Genomic DNA, 16326 nt, shown 5'->3' with positions numbered 1-16326 from the left:
ACGTGAAACTAACTCTTATTTTTTACTTAATGATTTCTAATCCACCCATATAAGGTCTTAATACTTCTGGTACTGTAATTGAACCATCTTCATTTTGGTAATTTTCTAAAATGGCTGCTACTGTTCGACCAACTGCTAAACCAGAACCATTTAAAGTATGTACATATTCTGTTTTACCTTTTTCTTCTCTTTTAAAACGAATGTTAGCACGACGTGCTTGGAAATCTGTACAATTTGAACATGAACTAATTTCTTTATAGGCATCATAACTTGGTAACCATACTTCTAAATCATATGTTTTTGCTGCTGAAAAACCTATATCGCCTGTACATAAATTAATAACACGATAAGGTAATTCTAATGCTTTTAAAATATTTTCAGCATGTTGCGTCATTAGTTCTAATTGTGCCATTGAATCTTCTGGACGTGCAAAACGCACCATTTCTACTTTATTAAATTGATGCAAGCGAATTAATCCTCTTGTATCACGCCCAGCTGAACCAGCTTCTGAACGGAAACATACACTCCATGCTGTTAAACCTTTTGGCAACATATCATTATTAATAATTTCATTGTTATAATAATTTGTTAAAGGTACTTCTGCTGTTGGAATTAATGTTAAGTTTTCACTTTCAACTGTATAAACATCTTCTACAAATTTTGGAAATTGACCTGTACCGAATAAGGCTTGTTGATTGACTAATTGTGGTACCATCATCTCTTCATAGCCATGTTGATGAATATGTGTATCTAACATAAAATTAATTAAAGCTCTTTCTAAACGTGCACCAGCATTTTTATAAAATACAAAGCGCGCACCTGCTACTTTGGCCGCACGATCAAAGTCGGCTAAATTTAATGATTCTAATAAATCCCAATGTGCTAAAGGTTCGAAATTAAATTGACGTGGCGTACCGATACGACGAATTTCCACATTATCATCTTCACTTTGTCCCATAGGTGTTTCATCAGATACTAAATTAGGAATATTGATTAATAATTCATGTAATTGTTGATCAACCTCAGATAACTTAGCATCTAATTCTGCAATGTTAGGACCTATTGCTTTCATTTCACTAATTAAAGTCTCTGCATTTTCTTTATTACGTTTTAAAACTGCAATGTCTTCAGAGACACGATTACGTTGTGCTTTTAATTCTTCAGTTTGTTGAATATATTCTCTACGTTGTTGATCTAATTGTAAAATTGTATCTACTACTTGCGTATCTCCATGACGTGCAGCAATTTTTTTTTTCACTTCTTCTGGTTGTGTTCTAATTAATTTAATATCTAACATTTTCTTCCTCCTTAATATAAATAAAAAGCCCCTTCATGCCTAAACATGAAGGGACATAAATTATGTGGTTCCACCCTAATTCAGATAATTAGCTTATCTCTCTAATAGCGATAACGTGCTTAAACGATTGTTAATTTACAGAGTAGATTCACTTATCTCTATGTCATAGTTTGCACCAACCACTATGTCTCTTGAATCATTTTAATAAGTTACTTAGCTCCAACAATAAACTATTGAATTACTTAAAATAATAAACAGAAGTCACCAAAATGTCAACTATTATTCTTCTATCGGCAACACATCATATAAATAATCAAGATAATGTAATTTAGCTAGATGTTTCCAACCATTTAAATTAATTGGTTCTCCTTTTTTAAAAGCAATATACGTACGCATTGCTTTTATTACATTAATAAATCTTAACAAGGGTTGTAGTAATTGATCTAATGTCGCACGTTTTTTAAACTTATCATCAATTTCTTGTTGTGGAATTTGTTCAATCATTGTTTCTGGAATTAATCCGGTATGTACTAAAAATGTCAAATAGTGATATATCGCTTTGAATAAGTGATAGGCTTCTTCTATATTTTGTTGTTTGACTGAATTAACATAAGGTGTCCCACCTATGCGTATCCATTTTTCTTTTGATAATGACCAATGTTTTATTTGTAAAGGCGAAATTAATTTATAAAATAAAAATTTTTGAATGTATTTCATGAATGGATTAATTGATTGATGTAAATTACGTGTGTTAATTCCTTTATTTGAAATGAATTCATATAATTCAGTTAATGTTAATACTAAAATTTGTACTTCTTCAGAAGACATATATTCATATGGATTAACGATTTGTGCTAATAATGGTGGTAAATCTACTATTGTTCCTGGTAAAAATGCGCCTGGTGTATCATAAAAAAAATGAATAAAATCATTTTTTCTTTTATAGTTGATAATAACTTTTGCAGCTTCATGATAATAATGTCCAGCAAATTTTTCAATTGTGCCTCTTATTCGGGGATTATCATAAAAATAACTTTGTAATTGTACATTGAATTGTGAATCTAATTGTTGTAATTGATAAAGTTGTACAATTGCTGTATTAAACGTATACACTCTTAAAAATGCTTGAGTTAATAATTGTACACTACTAATCAAATGACCACCTAATGAGTGTCCGGCACCTATATATTGTGTATCTGGTGGTAATTTATCTTTAATAAAATTAAAATAGGTGATTGCATCTACAATTTTTTCAAGATTAGCACCTGCTGAAATACCTGTATAATTATAATACCAGTCGTTAATTGTTTCAGTGCCACGATAAATGATAACTGCTTGGCTTTGTTTTGGAAAATATATTGTTAATGCTTGAAATTTTGACTGTTTTAATTGTTCATGGTCAATGGAACTATGATAAAGTTCAAATGGTTCAGTAAATTGACTAGATAGTATACTTTCAGCACGAGAAATTACACGTTGTTTCATTTCTTCTTTAGTTAAATTTTTAAATCCATATTCCATTTGACACCAACGTGCAATTAAACGGGGCGATAATAAATTTATCATTTTGTCCTCCTATTATAAAAAATGAGATAGCTTAATATTACACTATCTCATTTTATCTATTTATTTACCGAATAATTTTTTTAATAATGGTATTTTAGGTTGATAATTAACTGGTGCTACTTGACCATTATTTACAATTGCTAACATATTTTCATGTAATTGTTGCCACACTTTACTATCGATTAATGGCATAACTTCTTGGCTTCTAAAGCGTCGCTTTGATGTATCATGTGCATCACTGGCAATTGCTGAATACAAACCTTCCTCTAGCATTTCTAATGCATTTTCTTTAGCGAATTTTCCATGTTTACCTAATAATGAACCTGAATTCAATTGAAATAAACAACCCATATCCACTAATTTTTTAATAAATTTCTTTTTATTATATAACTCATGCTGACGTTCTGGATGTGCAATAATTGGAATATATTGTTGATCAATAATCTGCTGTAAAATTTGTTCAGCATTTTCATTAATATGATCCATTGGAAATTCTACCAATAAATACTGGCTATCGTTAATACCCCAAATTGCTTGTCTCTCAAGTAATTTAGGTGTTTCATCATCTAGCATGATTTCTAATCCCAAATATAGCGTGATTTTATTTTCGAATTGTGATTGTAATAAAGCTAAACGATCTTCACAATCTTTTTTAATTTGTTTATATTTCGCATTATAATGTGGCGTGCATACTAAAATATCTATTTGATTATTGATAGCATCTTCAACCATCCATTTAGATTGTTCTAAACTTGTTGCACCATCATCAATTTGAAATAATACATGATTATGTAATTCAACTATTTTCATCTTTATAATAACCTATTTATATTCATAGTAATAATAATTATCGTTATTCTCAACATCAACTTTGTTAATAACTACACCAATAATATTAGCTTGTGCTTTATCTAATAAAGTTTTTGCTTCTAAAATAGCTCGTTTTTTAGTTGTATCTATATCAGATACTAAAATTAAACCATCTGATAAACGTGCCATAACTTGAGAATCCGTTACTGCTAATACTGGTGGTGAATCGATAATAATAATATCATAATAACCTTTTAATATTTCTAATAATTGTGCCATTTTAGGACTATTTAGCATTTCTGCTGGGTTAGGTGGTATTTCACCTGCTGTAATTACTGAAAATTCATAAGTATTTGATGTTAAAATTTGAATAGCAGATTCATAATCAGTAATACTTGCTAAAATTGTACTTAATCCTGTTAAATTTGATAATTCTAAACGTTTATGAATAGATGGCTTACGCATATCTGCATCTATTAATAAAACTTTTTTACCTAATTGCGCAAAAGCAACAGCTAAATTAAGTGACGTTGTTGATTTCCCTTCACCTGGTACTGAACTTGTTACTACAATTGTTTTCAAATTATTTTCGTAATTAGAAAATTGAATATTACTTCGTAATGTACGATACGCTTCAGAAGCAACAGATTTTGGGTTATTAATCATTTCAACATACATAATGTTTCTCCTTTTTTTAAAATTTAACTTCTTTTCCTTTAGGAATATTACCAATTACAGGTAAACCTAATAAATCTACTAATTCATCTTTTGTACGAATACTATCATTCAGTAAAAATTTCATAACAATAATTAATAATGATACAACCATCCCACCAATTGCACCTAAAGCAATATTTCTCATTTTATGTGGTGCAACAGGTCTATCTTGTAACTTAGCATCGCTAATTACTTGTAAATTATCTTTTTTAAATTTAGATGCCGTAATATCTTTAAAATTCTTAACATATACTTCAGCATATTCTTCAATAATATCACGATCTGTACCTTGTATTGCGATATCTAACAATTGAGAATTAGGTGTATTTTTAACGCTGATATTAGTAATTACTTTAGCAATCTCTGAATATGAATTATAACCTAAATCTTTAGCAACTTCATTTTTCATAACATCTGATTGTGCAATTTCAACATAAGTTGTCATTAATTTTTGATACATTGTAATATCATTTAATGCTTGTCCTGAATTTTCTGTTTCTTCAGAAGCATTTAATAACAAATTAGCTGTTGATTGATAAATTGGTGTAGCCACAAAAAAACTATAAACTCCTGTTATTACTGAACCTAAAAACATCATTACAATAACAACAATTATTTTTCTCTTTATTTCTTTTAAGATATGCAGTAAATCTATTTCTTTATCCATAATTTTTAATCTCCTATTTTTTACCCATTACTTTCTATTTTAAAACTTTATAACAATAAATACAATTAATTTATTTTAAATTATTTTTTAGTGCTTCTGTTACTTTTAATAATGCTTCATCAGAAGGATAAAAATAATAAACGTCATTATTTTCTGATATTTTTCCGGTACCTTCTAATGTGTATTGTTGTACATTTTGAGCAGCTTGTCGATAATTACTCAATAATTTAATTGCATCTGTTGTATTAATATTAGTTTTAATATCTGGGGCAATATTTGTTAAAATCGTAGAAATATTAGTAATATTTTCTACACTTGCTAACTTTTTAGCGATAGCTGTAATGACTTGTTGTTGCCTTTGTTGTCGCCCAAAATCACCGCCTGAACCTTCTTCCATACGTGCTCTCGTATATGCCAAGACAGATTTTTCATCTAATTCAAGTGATTGTCCTTCTATAAAATTAAAATTATCTTTAGAAAAAGTTGCATTACTAGTTACTGTAACACCATCTATTTGTTTAATAATATCTGCAAAAGCATCCATATTAGTTGTTAAATAATAATCTACTTTAATATCAAATAATTTTTCTAATGAATTGATTGACATTTGAATACCACCAAAAGCATAAGCATGATTAATTTTATCTTTACTATTATGCCCTACAATATCTGTATATGTATCACGTGGCACACTTAACATAACCGTTTGTTCTGTTTCTGGATTAATAGTCATTAATACAATGGCATCAGAACGTCCTTGTGTATCTTGTCGATTCATTCCAGTATCTATACCTTCTAGTAAAACAGTAATACCTTTTTGTTGCTCGATTTTTTTAGAGGTACCACCTATTTGATACGAATTTTTATTAATTTTATTCACCGTATTAGAAATTTTATAATATTGATAGCCGAAAAAAGTCATCATCAATAATACAATTGTTACTAGTAATAATAATAAATATTTAATAAATTTCATTTAATTATTCCTCCACATTGTCAACATCTTGAACTTGTGGTTCTTTTTCTGCTAAAGCAACACTCGATACAAACTGTTCTTCATTCAATTTGATTAATCTTACACCTTGTGTTGAACGTCCTGTTTCAGAAATATCTGCAACATCCATTCTAATAATTACACCTTGATTAGTAATTAACATTACGTCTTCTGTTGTATCAATTACTTTTAAGCCTACAACATAACCATTTTTAGTTGTTAATTGTGCTGTTTTAATCCCTTTACCACCACGTGTTTGCATACGATATTGTTGTTCTTTACTTCGTTTACCATAACCTTTATTCGTAACGATTAAAACTTGTTGATTTTCTTGTAATAAATCCATACCAATGACAATATCTTCATCACGTAATGAAATACCTTTAACACCTGATGCTGTACGTCCCATCACTCGTAAAGCTTCTTCATTGAAACGAATACTATAACCTTTATGTGTTCCTAAAATAATATGACTATCTCCAGTTGTCTGTTTAACTGTAATTAGCTCATCATCTTCTCGCAATGTTAAAGCAATTTTTCCATTTGTACGGATATTTTTATAATCAGCTAAGTTTGAACGTTTCACAATACCTTTACATGTGGCAAAAACAAGATAACTATTTTGTTGTGATAAATCACTTACTGCTAACATCGCATTAATACGTTCATCTTTATCTACTTCTAAAATATTAATAATTGGAATACCTTTTGAAGTTCGTCCCATTTCATGAATTTCATAACCTTTTACGCTATAAACACGTCCTTTATTAGTAAAGAATAAAATATGGTCATGTGTCGAACATGTAATTAAATGTTCTACATAATCTTCATTTGATGTATTCATCCCTTGAACACCACGTCCACCACGATTTTGTGATCGATAAGTTGTTGATGGTAAACGTTTAATATAATTACCATGTGATAGGGTAATTACAATTTGTTCTTCTTCGATTAAATCTTCATCATCAATAAATTCAATACCACCTGCTGTAATTTCAGAACGACGTTGATCATTATAACGTTCTTTAATTTCAGCTAATTCTTGTTCAATAATTTCTAAGACACGTGTATCACTCGATAAAATATCTTTTAAATCTGCAATAACAATTAATAAATGTTGATATTCTTCTTCGATCTTATCACGTTCTAAACCTGTTAAACGTTGTAATCTCATATCTAAAATCGCCTGTGCTTGACGTTCTGATAATTGATAATCTCTCATTAATGCTTGTTTAGCTTCTTCAGCTAATTTAGAAGAACGTATTAACGTAATAATAGCATCTATATGATCTAAAGCAATTCGTAAACCTTCTAAAATATGTGCACGTGCCTCTGCTTTACGCAATTCAAAAGTTGTACGTCTTCTAACAACATCTTTTTGATGTGCTAGATAATGAATTAAAATTTCTTTTAAACTTAATGTTTGTGGACGACCATTAACTAATGCTAACATATTCATCCCAAAAGTTGATTGTAAAGGTGTTAATTTATATAAATTATTCAATAACACATTACTATTAACGTCTTTACGTATATCAATAACAATACGTACACCTTTTAAATTTGACTCATCCCGTAAATCAGTAATACCATCTATTTTTTTATCTCTCGCTAAATCAGCAATTTTTTCTACTAATTTAGCTTTATTTACTTGATATGGAATTTCAGTAATAACAATACTTTCACGGCCATTTTTACGTTGTTCTATCTCAACGCGACCACGCATAATAACTAAACCACGACCTGTTTCATATGCTTTACGTATACCACTTTTACCCATTATCAAAGCACCTGTTGGAAAATCAGGGCCTTTAACATGCAGCATCAATTCTTCTGTTGTAATGTCTGGATTTTTATTTAAAGCAAAAATGCCATCTATTACTTCACCTAATTGATGTGGTGGGATATTAGTTGCCATACCTACTGCAATACCACTAGAACCATTAACTAATAAATTCGGAAAACGCGCAGGTAAAACTGCAGGTTCTTTTTCTGTTTCATCATAGTTAGGTATAAAATCAACAGTATCTTTATTAATATCTCTTAACAATTCGGATGTGATTTTACTCATACGTGCTTCTGTATAACGCATCGCTGCAGCACCATCACCATCCATTGAACCAAAGTTACCATGTCCATCAACTAAAGGATAACGATAACTAAAATCTTGTGCCATTCTTACCATTGTACCGTAAACTGCTGCATCACCATGAGGGTGATACTTACCAATTACATCACCCACAATACGTGCTGATTTCTTATATGGTTTATCTGATGTATTACCTAAATCTTGCATCGCATATAAAATACGACGATGTACTGGTTTCATACCATCACGAACATCTGGTAAAGCACGTGATACAATAACACTCATCGAATAATCTAAAAATGATGATCTAATTTCTTTACTAATATTTTGTTTACTAATTAAACCACCTTTTTGCTGTTCTGTCATGTTAATTCTCCTTCATTTCACACATGCTTCTAAAAATCTAAAGTTGCATATGTCGCATTCTCTTCGATAAATTCTCGACGTGGTTCTACACGATCTCCCATTAACATATCAAAATTTTCATCCGCTTCTACCGCATCATCTATTGTTACTTGTAATAAATGACGTGTCTCTGGATTCATCGTTGTGTCCCACAATTGTTCAGGATTCATTTCACCTAATCCTTTATAACGCTGAATTTCTGTTTTTTGATTACTATCTATTTGAGATAATGTTTCTTCTAATTCTCTATCTGTGTAAACATAAATTTCTTTACGATTCACTTTAATTTTATATAACGGTGGCTGCCCTATATAAATATAACCAGCATCAATTAATGGACGCATAAAACGGAAAAAGAATGTTAACATTAAAGTACGAATATGCGAACCATCCACATCAGCATCTGTCATAATAATAATTTTATGATAGCGTGCTTTACTAACGTCTAAATCTTCACCAATACCTGTCCCTATTGCTGTAATTAATGAACGAATCGTATCACTATTTAAAATACGATCTAATCTAGCTTTTTCAACATTCAATATTTTACCTCTTAAAGGTAAAATAGCTTGATATTGGCTATTACGTCCAAGTTTAGCCGAACCACCTGCTGAGTCACCCTCAACAATAAACAATTCGCTAATTGTTACATCTTTACTCGAACAATCCGCTAATTTACCCGGTAAACTTGAAATTTCTAAAGCGCCTTTTCGACGTGTCATTTCTCTTGCTTTTTTAGCCGCAATTCTAGCGCGATACGCCATCTGACATTTTTCTATAATTGTTTTCGCAGTAGCTGGATTTTCTAATAAAAATGTTTCAAATGCTTCTGAAAATAATTTATCTGTAATTTGACGTGCTTCAGAATTACCTAATTTCGTTTTCGTTTGTCCTTCAAATTGCGGATCAGGATGTTTTATTGAAATAATAGCTGTCAAACCTTCACGAACATCATCACCACTTAACGTTTCATTTTCTTTAATCAGACGATTTTTTACACCATAGTGATTAATTACACGTGTTAAAGCCGTTTTAAATCCTGATTCATGTGTACCACCTTCATGTGTATGAATATTATTAGCATAACTTAAAATATTCGATGCAAACCCATCATTGTACTGCATAGAAATTTCAACACCAATATGATCCTTTTCGTCATTAATATAAATTGGTGGATGTAAAACTTCTTTTTTAGAATTTAACATTTTCACATATTCTAAAATACCACCTTCATAATGATAAGTATGATTTTGTAATTCATGTGTTGAACGTTCATCTTTCAAACGAATAGTAATACCTTTATTTAAAAAAGCTAACTCTCTTAAACGTGTTTTTAATATACTGTATTCATATATTGTTGTTTCTTGAAAAATTTCAGGATCAGCTTTAAAACGAATTGTTGTACCATTAACATCACTATCACCTATAATTTCTAAAGGATGTGTAACAACACCTCTTTCAAAAGCAATAAAATGTCGTTTACCTTCACGATTAACATACACTTCTAAATGTGTAGATAAAGCATTAACTACAGATGCACCTACACCATGTAACCCACCTGAAACTTTATAGCCACCACCGCCAAATTTACCCCCAGCATGTAACACTGTCATAATAACTTCGACTGCAGGTTTGCCCATTTTTTCTTGTATACCTACGGGTATTCCACGTCCATTATCTTCTACACGAATCCAATTATCTTCTTCTATTGTGACACTAATAGTATCACAATATTTTGCTAATGCCTCATCGATAGAGTTATCAACAATTTCCCAGACAAGATGGTGTAAACCTCGACTAGAAGTCGAACCAATATACATACCTGGACGTTTTCTAACCGCTTCTAAACCTTCTAATACTTGTATTTGATCCGCACCATAATTTGATATTTCTTGATTTGACACGTTGTCACCTTTACCTTTCTCTTACTTATTATTGATTACGACTTCTCCTTTTTTAATCATAAATAATTTTGCTTTATCTACAACTCGATGTTCAATATCTTTAATGCTTGGTGTTGTTACAAAAGTTTGAACTTTATCTTCAATCGTATTTAATAAATGTGTTTGTCTTGATTCATCTAGTTCACTTAACACATCATCCAATAACAAAATAGGATACTCACCAATTTCTTGATAAATTAATTCTATTTCTGCCAACTTTAAACTTAGTGCAGTCGTTCTTTGTTGGCCTTGCGAACCGTATATTTGTACATTCATATTATTAATAAAAAAGCCAAAATCATCTCTATGTGGCCCTAATTGTGATACACCACGTTTTATTTCTAAAGCATAAACTGCTTTCATTTCTTCTAATATAATATTTTTATTTAAATTATTTAAAGAAGGGTAATAAATTAATTCTAATTGTTCTTGTTGCTGGGTAATTGCAGCATGAATAGGTTGTGCTAATTGTTGTAATTTTTTTATAAAATTCTCTCTTTTTTTTGTGATCTTAATAGCACTTTCTATAAATTGTTCTGTTAAAATATCTAATAAAGTTATATCTTGTTGTTGTTTTATTTGTAATTGTTTTAAATAACTATTACGTTGTTTTAAAATTTTATTAAATTCGACTAAGTCATGTAAATAAGTGGCTGAAATTTGACCACATTCTCTATTGATAAATTTCCGACGATCTTGAGGCGTCCCTTTTACTAAAATCAAATCTTCTGGCGCAAATAAAACAATATTCATCTGACCTATATATTGCGACAGTTTACTTTGCTCCAAATGATTAATTTTAGCTTTTTTTCCTTGCTTTGTTAACAATAAAGATAAATCTAATTGACCGAAACGATAATTTAGTTGACCTTGAATTAAACTTTCTTGTTGATCAAATAAAATTAATTCTTTATGTTGATTAGTACGATGTGATTTAGCTAAAGCCAGCACATAAATGGCTTCCATCAGATTTGTTTTACCTTGTGCATTTTTACCTATAAAAATATTAATTTGTGGTGAAAATTCAATAGTTAATGTTTGATAATTACGATAATTTTTTAAAATTAATGATTGCAATTGCATATTATATTAATTCTATTGTTTGATTATTTGGTAAAATAATCTGATCACCCGAATATAATTTTTTACCACGACGTTGTTCTAGTTCATTATTGACATAAACTTGTTCTTCCAGTAAAAAATATTTAGCTTGACCACCTGTTGAAATATAGCCTTCTTGTTTTAATAATTGACCTAAAGTCATAAAGTCATCTGTTAATTTGATTGTTATTGCCATAATGTGCCTCACTTTCTTGACATTATTATCTTTATTATACCTAATTTCACATATTTTCTCAATACATATAGGTACCTACTTATTAATTGATTATCCTTGTTATAATTAAATTTAAGGCTTAAATAAAAACAGATACAACTAAAATTAATAAGTTATATCTGTTTTTTTAATTTAATAAGTTCTAATTGGTAAAATTAATTGTAAATAATTATTTTTTTCTTCACTAGTCGTAATAATAAATGGTCTTACATCTCCTGAAAAATGAACTGTAATTTCATCACTTTCAACAGCTTTTAAAGCATCTTTTAAAAACTCTCCTGAAAATGCAACTACAAATTCTTCACTATAATTTGTATGACCCGTTAATACTTCATGACTATGTCCTAATTCAGAAGAATGAGATTCTAAAATAATATTTGATGATGAAACTAATAATTTAACAATTTTATTTTGATTATCTGATGAAAAAAGTGTTGCACGATCTAAAGCTTCAAAAAATTGTGCTTTATTTAAATTTAAGTCAAAAATAAAGTTTTGTGGAATTAAACGTGATGTATCTGGATAACGGCTATCTAATAATTTCGATATAAATTTTATATTATTGTTAATAAACATAATTTGATTATTAGTTACTGTAATTTGAACTTCTGTATTTTCTTGTAATATTCTACTCAATTCTAATAAAGCTTTTGCTGGCACTACAATTTCAAAATTTAAAGCATCTACTGCTATTTGTGTATGATATTGTGCTAAACGATGAGAATCTGTAGCAACATTTGTTAATTGATTACCGACTAATTTAAATAAAATACCTGTTAATATTGGACGCATATCTGATTTAGAAACTGCAAATAATGTTTTTTTAACAATTGTTTTCATCTGACTATCTGTTAATGTAAAAGTATTATCATCTTCTACTAATGGAATTAATGGATAATTATCTGGATTTAACCCAGCAATTTCAAATTCAGATTTACCAGAACGGATAATCGTTTTAAAATTATCAACTACTTCTATTTCAATAAAATCAGTTGATAATTTTTTAATGAAATTAACAAAAAAGTTAGCTGGGACAATAACTGCGCCTGCTTGATCAATTGTTATAATTGTTTCATCTTTAATCATAATAGGTATAGAAATTTCAATAGAAATTTCAGAATTACTAGAAGTTAATAATAATTGTTCATTTGTTAATTCTAATTTTATACCACTTAAGATAGGCAAAGCATTTTGAGGTGAGACAGCACGTAAACTATCATTTAAAGCATGAATGAATTTTAATCGATTGATTGTAAATTTCATAAAATATCTCCTTTAATAATATATATAATAATATTTTAAGTAATAAAAGTAATAGGGGCTGTTAAAGATGTGGATAACTATACAAACCCTAGTCGCTGAAAGTTTTCAACATGTGGATAACTTGTGAGTAATCTGTATGAACTTATTATAAAGTTATCCACATGTTTAATGTTCATTGATTATTTTATTTTTTATATTTTCTATTTCTTGTTTAAAATCTTCTTCCTCAAATAATTTCTTCGTAATTTTATCTGTTGCATGTAAAACTGTAGAATGATCACGATTAAAATCTTCACCTATTTTTGGTAATGATAGATCGGTCAATTGACGAGATAAATACATAGCTATTTGTCTAGGAAATGCAATTTTACTTTGTCGACTTGAAGAATTTAATTCTGATTCAGAAACATTATAATGTTTAGCAATAGCTTTTTTTATTTGTTTAATGGTAATAGTATGTAATTTGTGATTTGTTTTTAAACCTTTTAGAGCTTCGTGAATAATATCTGAATCTATAGGTTTATTGTGTAATTGAGAAAAAGCTGTGACACGAGTTAAAGCACCTTCTAATTCTCGAACATTAGTTTGAACATAATTAGCCAATGTATAGATTGCTTCTTCATTCATATCAATTTTTAAAGCTAATATTTTTTGTTTTAAAATAGCAATTCGTGTTTCTAAATCAGGTGGTGTAATGTCTGTAATTAAGCCCCAATCAAATCTTGAAACTAAGCGTTCTTCTAAAGCGTGTAAATCTTTAGGTGAACGATCACAAGTGATAACTATTTGCTTGTGTAAATGAAATAAAGCATTGAAAGTATGAAAAAATTCTTCTTGTGTTTGTTCTTTATCTTGTAAAAATTGAACATCATCAATTAGTAATACATCAATATTACGATACTTTTGTCTAAAATCTTCATTAGATTTATAACGAATAGCGTTAATAAAATCATTAGTAAAATCTTCACTAGTTAAATAAAGTACATTAAAATCAGGTTTATTTTTTAAAATTTCATTACCAATAGCTTGCATTAAATGTGTTTTTCCAAGGCCAGGTGCACCATAAATAAAAAATGGATTATAAACTGTTCCTGGAGATTCAGCTACAGTTACAGCAGCCACATATGAAAACTCATTACCAACGCCACGAATAAAATTATCTAATGTATAAGCAGGATTTAAGTTAGATTGATTAGGAATAGTTTCAATGATTTCAGAAGTGACATTATGTTTTTGAACATTATAAATAAGTTGTTGTTGTCTTTGTTGTGCAGCTAAATTTTGAACGCTTGATGGATGATTAGCTGTCATATTTTTGGTTGGTGCATCAGGCGAAGTTTTAAAATTAATTTCAAATTGTAAACCGCCTGTTTCTTGAGCTAAAGCATCAGCAATAACAGCAATATGTGTTTTTAAAAATTGTATTTTTACAGGATGAGGGACAATAATCGTTACAGTATTAGTGTCAAAATTCATATCTGAAATATATGTTTCTGTGAAAAAATTATCAAAAGCTTTAGTTCCAACATTGTTACGAATAGTTTCTAAGGCTTCTGACCAAATAAAATCAAATGAATCCATAATAACTCCTTTCATTAGTTAATTAGATTACTTGTTAATATCATATAATAAAAAGAAACAAATTGAAATAAAAAAATAATGTTATTAACATGTTAACAACATTATGAATAATTAAACTAACAGTTATTGACAAAGTTACTAACAACAGAAGCAATAGGTGTTAATAAAAAAGTTATCAAAGTAGATATAAACAAAAATTTTAAAAATAAAAACATAATAAAATACTAGAAACATAAGCTTTCATAAACGTTATAAACATACTTTTCAACATTGTTTATAACTTTATAAAACATCTGTTAGCGTGTTAATAACATGTAGATAACTGTGTGGGTTTAAAAATGAAACAATAAAGTAATGTGTATAAAATGTGGATAAGTTTTTATAGTTATCGACAGATTGTTTTAGAGATAAGAAGAATAAAGTGAAGTATCTATTGCGTAGTTCAAAATCCTATGGGGGTCAAGAAGGTTTAAAGCCTTTAAAATAAAAAACGACAAAGTAAAAACTGATTTTAAAGGTTTTTACTTTGTCTATTTATATAAAATTAGAAAATTACGACTATCAAAAAATAAGAAATCACTCTATAATTAAGCTACTAAACAAAAACTAAAGGAGTGATTTCATATTAATATTATAACACAATTAATTCGTGAAAATATATACTTGAAAAAGAAGTGTGATTATGCTATTCTTGAAGAGTTACTGAGAAGAATTAAATCGACTAGTCAAGTACAAAATAAAATTCAGGAGGTGCAGTATTCATGAAACGTACTTATCAACCAAATAAACGTAAACATTCAAAAGTACACGGTTTCCGTGCACGTATGTCAACTAAAAACGGACGTAAAGTTATCGCACGTCGTCGTCGTAAAGGACGTAAAGTTTTATCTGCATAAGCAGTTAAACCCTAACTACTTGAAAAAAGTAGTTAGGGTTTATTTTTTATGTCTAAGAAATGAAAAAATTGTTGTCCTCTAGTTGTTAAAGTCACGCCTCTATTATGCTTATTTAATTGAATATAATGGTGAGTTTCACAAAAATGAAAAAATGCTTTATCTAAATTACCACTTAAATGAAAAGTTCGTTCACTCCAATCAAGACAAGGTTTTATAAAATATCCTGGTTGAAGTTTAATAGCATTAAGATCAATACCCAATGTTTCAAAATAATGATAACCAGACTCTGTTAGTGTTAACGTGTGATGGGCTAAGATCATATAGTTTTGTTTTATTAAGAAATTAAAAAAAATAAACCCCTAGTTGCCCTGCTAAATGACAATAACAAGAACGTCCAAATTTTAATTGCTGATAATGTACACTTTGATTAAATGATGTAATTGTTTTAATAGGACTAATCACCATTAATTGTTCTAGTAATTCGGCAACTTCATTTGAACAAAGTTGTTAGTAAACATGACGTCCTTGCTTATAGTCATGTACCCAATTCATTTCTCGAAGTTTTTTTAAATGATAAGAAGCAGTGTGATTTTTAATTTTTGCCGCAGTAGCTAATTCATTCACGGTATGAAATTTACCGTCCATTAATATAGTAAGTATGGTTAAGCGTGAAGTATCAGCTAATAGTTTAGTTGATAATTGTATATTTGGTAAACCTCTAATATTAATCTGTCCTTTCGTTATAATATATCGATGTCGATA

General features: G+C 29.1%; 14 protein-coding genes and 1 other annotated feature. Of the genes, 1 reads left to right on the top strand and 13 read right to left on the bottom strand.

Features of this window, described 5'->3' with window-relative positions; translation table 11 throughout:
• Positions 1–22: 22 nt before the first annotated feature.
• The 12 genes from serS to dnaA form a co-directional block, all read right to left on the bottom strand.
• Positions 23–1297 (bottom strand): serine--tRNA ligase, encoded by a 1275-nt coding sequence (serS, locus tag AC5EAH_RS03580; RefSeq protein ID WP_493493386.1) that lies wholly within the window; start codon positions 1295–1297, stop codon positions 23–25.
• Positions 1298–1343: 46 nt separating this feature from the next.
• Positions 1344–1532 (bottom strand) — a binding site (T-box leader).
• A 44-nt stretch (positions 1533–1576) separates the two neighbouring features.
• Positions 1577–2863: a DUF6792 domain-containing protein gene (locus tag AC5EAH_RS03575; RefSeq protein ID WP_493493385.1), complete on the bottom strand. Its 1287-nt coding sequence runs from the start codon at positions 2861–2863 to the stop codon at positions 1577–1579.
• Between the two features lie 60 nt (positions 2864–2923).
• The gene (locus tag AC5EAH_RS03570) at positions 2924–3673 is read right to left on the bottom strand and encodes a tyrosine-protein phosphatase (protein ID WP_493493384.1); all 750 of its coding nucleotides are present in this window, start codon (positions 3671–3673) and stop codon (positions 2924–2926) included.
• Between the two features lie 12 nt (positions 3674–3685).
• Complete coding sequence (locus AC5EAH_RS03565; protein WP_493493383.1) at positions 3686–4351, bottom strand: CpsD/CapB family tyrosine-protein kinase; 666 nt, start codon at positions 4349–4351, stop codon at positions 3686–3688.
• A 16-nt stretch (positions 4352–4367) separates the two neighbouring features.
• Entirely contained in the window at positions 4368–5057 is a 690-nt protein-coding gene (locus AC5EAH_RS03560; protein ID WP_493493382.1) for a YveK family protein, read from the bottom strand.
• 70 nt (positions 5058–5127) lie between these two features.
• Positions 5128–6033 (bottom strand): LCP family glycopolymer transferase, encoded by a 906-nt coding sequence (locus tag AC5EAH_RS03555; RefSeq protein ID WP_493493381.1) that lies wholly within the window; start codon positions 6031–6033, stop codon positions 5128–5130.
• Between the two features lie 4 nt (positions 6034–6037).
• Positions 6038–8506 (bottom strand): DNA gyrase subunit A, encoded by a 2469-nt coding sequence (gene gyrA / locus AC5EAH_RS03550; RefSeq protein ID WP_493493380.1) that lies wholly within the window; start codon positions 8504–8506, stop codon positions 6038–6040.
• Positions 8507–8535: 29 nt separating this feature from the next.
• The gene (gene gyrB / locus AC5EAH_RS03545) at positions 8536–10449 is read right to left on the bottom strand and encodes a DNA topoisomerase (ATP-hydrolyzing) subunit B (protein ID WP_493493379.1); all 1914 of its coding nucleotides are present in this window, start codon (positions 10447–10449) and stop codon (positions 8536–8538) included.
• Between the two features lie 21 nt (positions 10450–10470).
• Positions 10471–11571: a DNA replication/repair protein RecF gene (gene recF / locus AC5EAH_RS03540; protein ID WP_493493378.1), complete on the bottom strand. Its 1101-nt coding sequence runs from the start codon at positions 11569–11571 to the stop codon at positions 10471–10473.
• 1 nt (position 11572) lies between these two features.
• Positions 11573–11785, bottom strand: coding sequence for a S4 domain-containing protein YaaA (yaaA, locus tag AC5EAH_RS03535; protein WP_493493377.1), 213 nt, complete (start codon positions 11783–11785; stop codon positions 11573–11575).
• A gap of 171 nt (positions 11786–11956) precedes the next feature.
• The gene (gene dnaN, locus AC5EAH_RS03530; RefSeq protein ID WP_493493376.1) at positions 11957–13087 is read right to left on the bottom strand and encodes a DNA polymerase III subunit beta; all 1131 of its coding nucleotides are present in this window, start codon (positions 13085–13087) and stop codon (positions 11957–11959) included.
• A gap of 165 nt (positions 13088–13252) precedes the next feature.
• Positions 13253–14668, bottom strand: coding sequence for a chromosomal replication initiator protein DnaA (dnaA, locus tag AC5EAH_RS03525; RefSeq protein WP_493493375.1), 1416 nt, complete (start codon positions 14666–14668; stop codon positions 13253–13255).
• 761 nt (positions 14669–15429) lie between these two features.
• Here dnaA and rpmH point away from each other — a divergent pair.
• Complete coding sequence (gene rpmH / locus AC5EAH_RS03520; protein WP_493493374.1) at positions 15430–15564, top strand: 50S ribosomal protein L34; 135 nt, start codon at positions 15430–15432, stop codon at positions 15562–15564.
• 507 nt (positions 15565–16071) lie between these two features.
• Here rpmH and AC5EAH_RS03515 read toward each other — a convergent pair.
• The gene (locus tag AC5EAH_RS03515; protein ID WP_493493373.1) at positions 16072–16209 is read right to left on the bottom strand and encodes an ArsR/SmtB family transcription factor; all 138 of its coding nucleotides are present in this window, start codon (positions 16207–16209) and stop codon (positions 16072–16074) included.
• Positions 16210–16326: the final 117 nt, after the last annotated feature.

The organism is Staphylococcus sp. B1(2026), from assembly GCF_058895785.1.
This window is presented reverse-complemented; position numbering and strand designations above follow the sequence as displayed.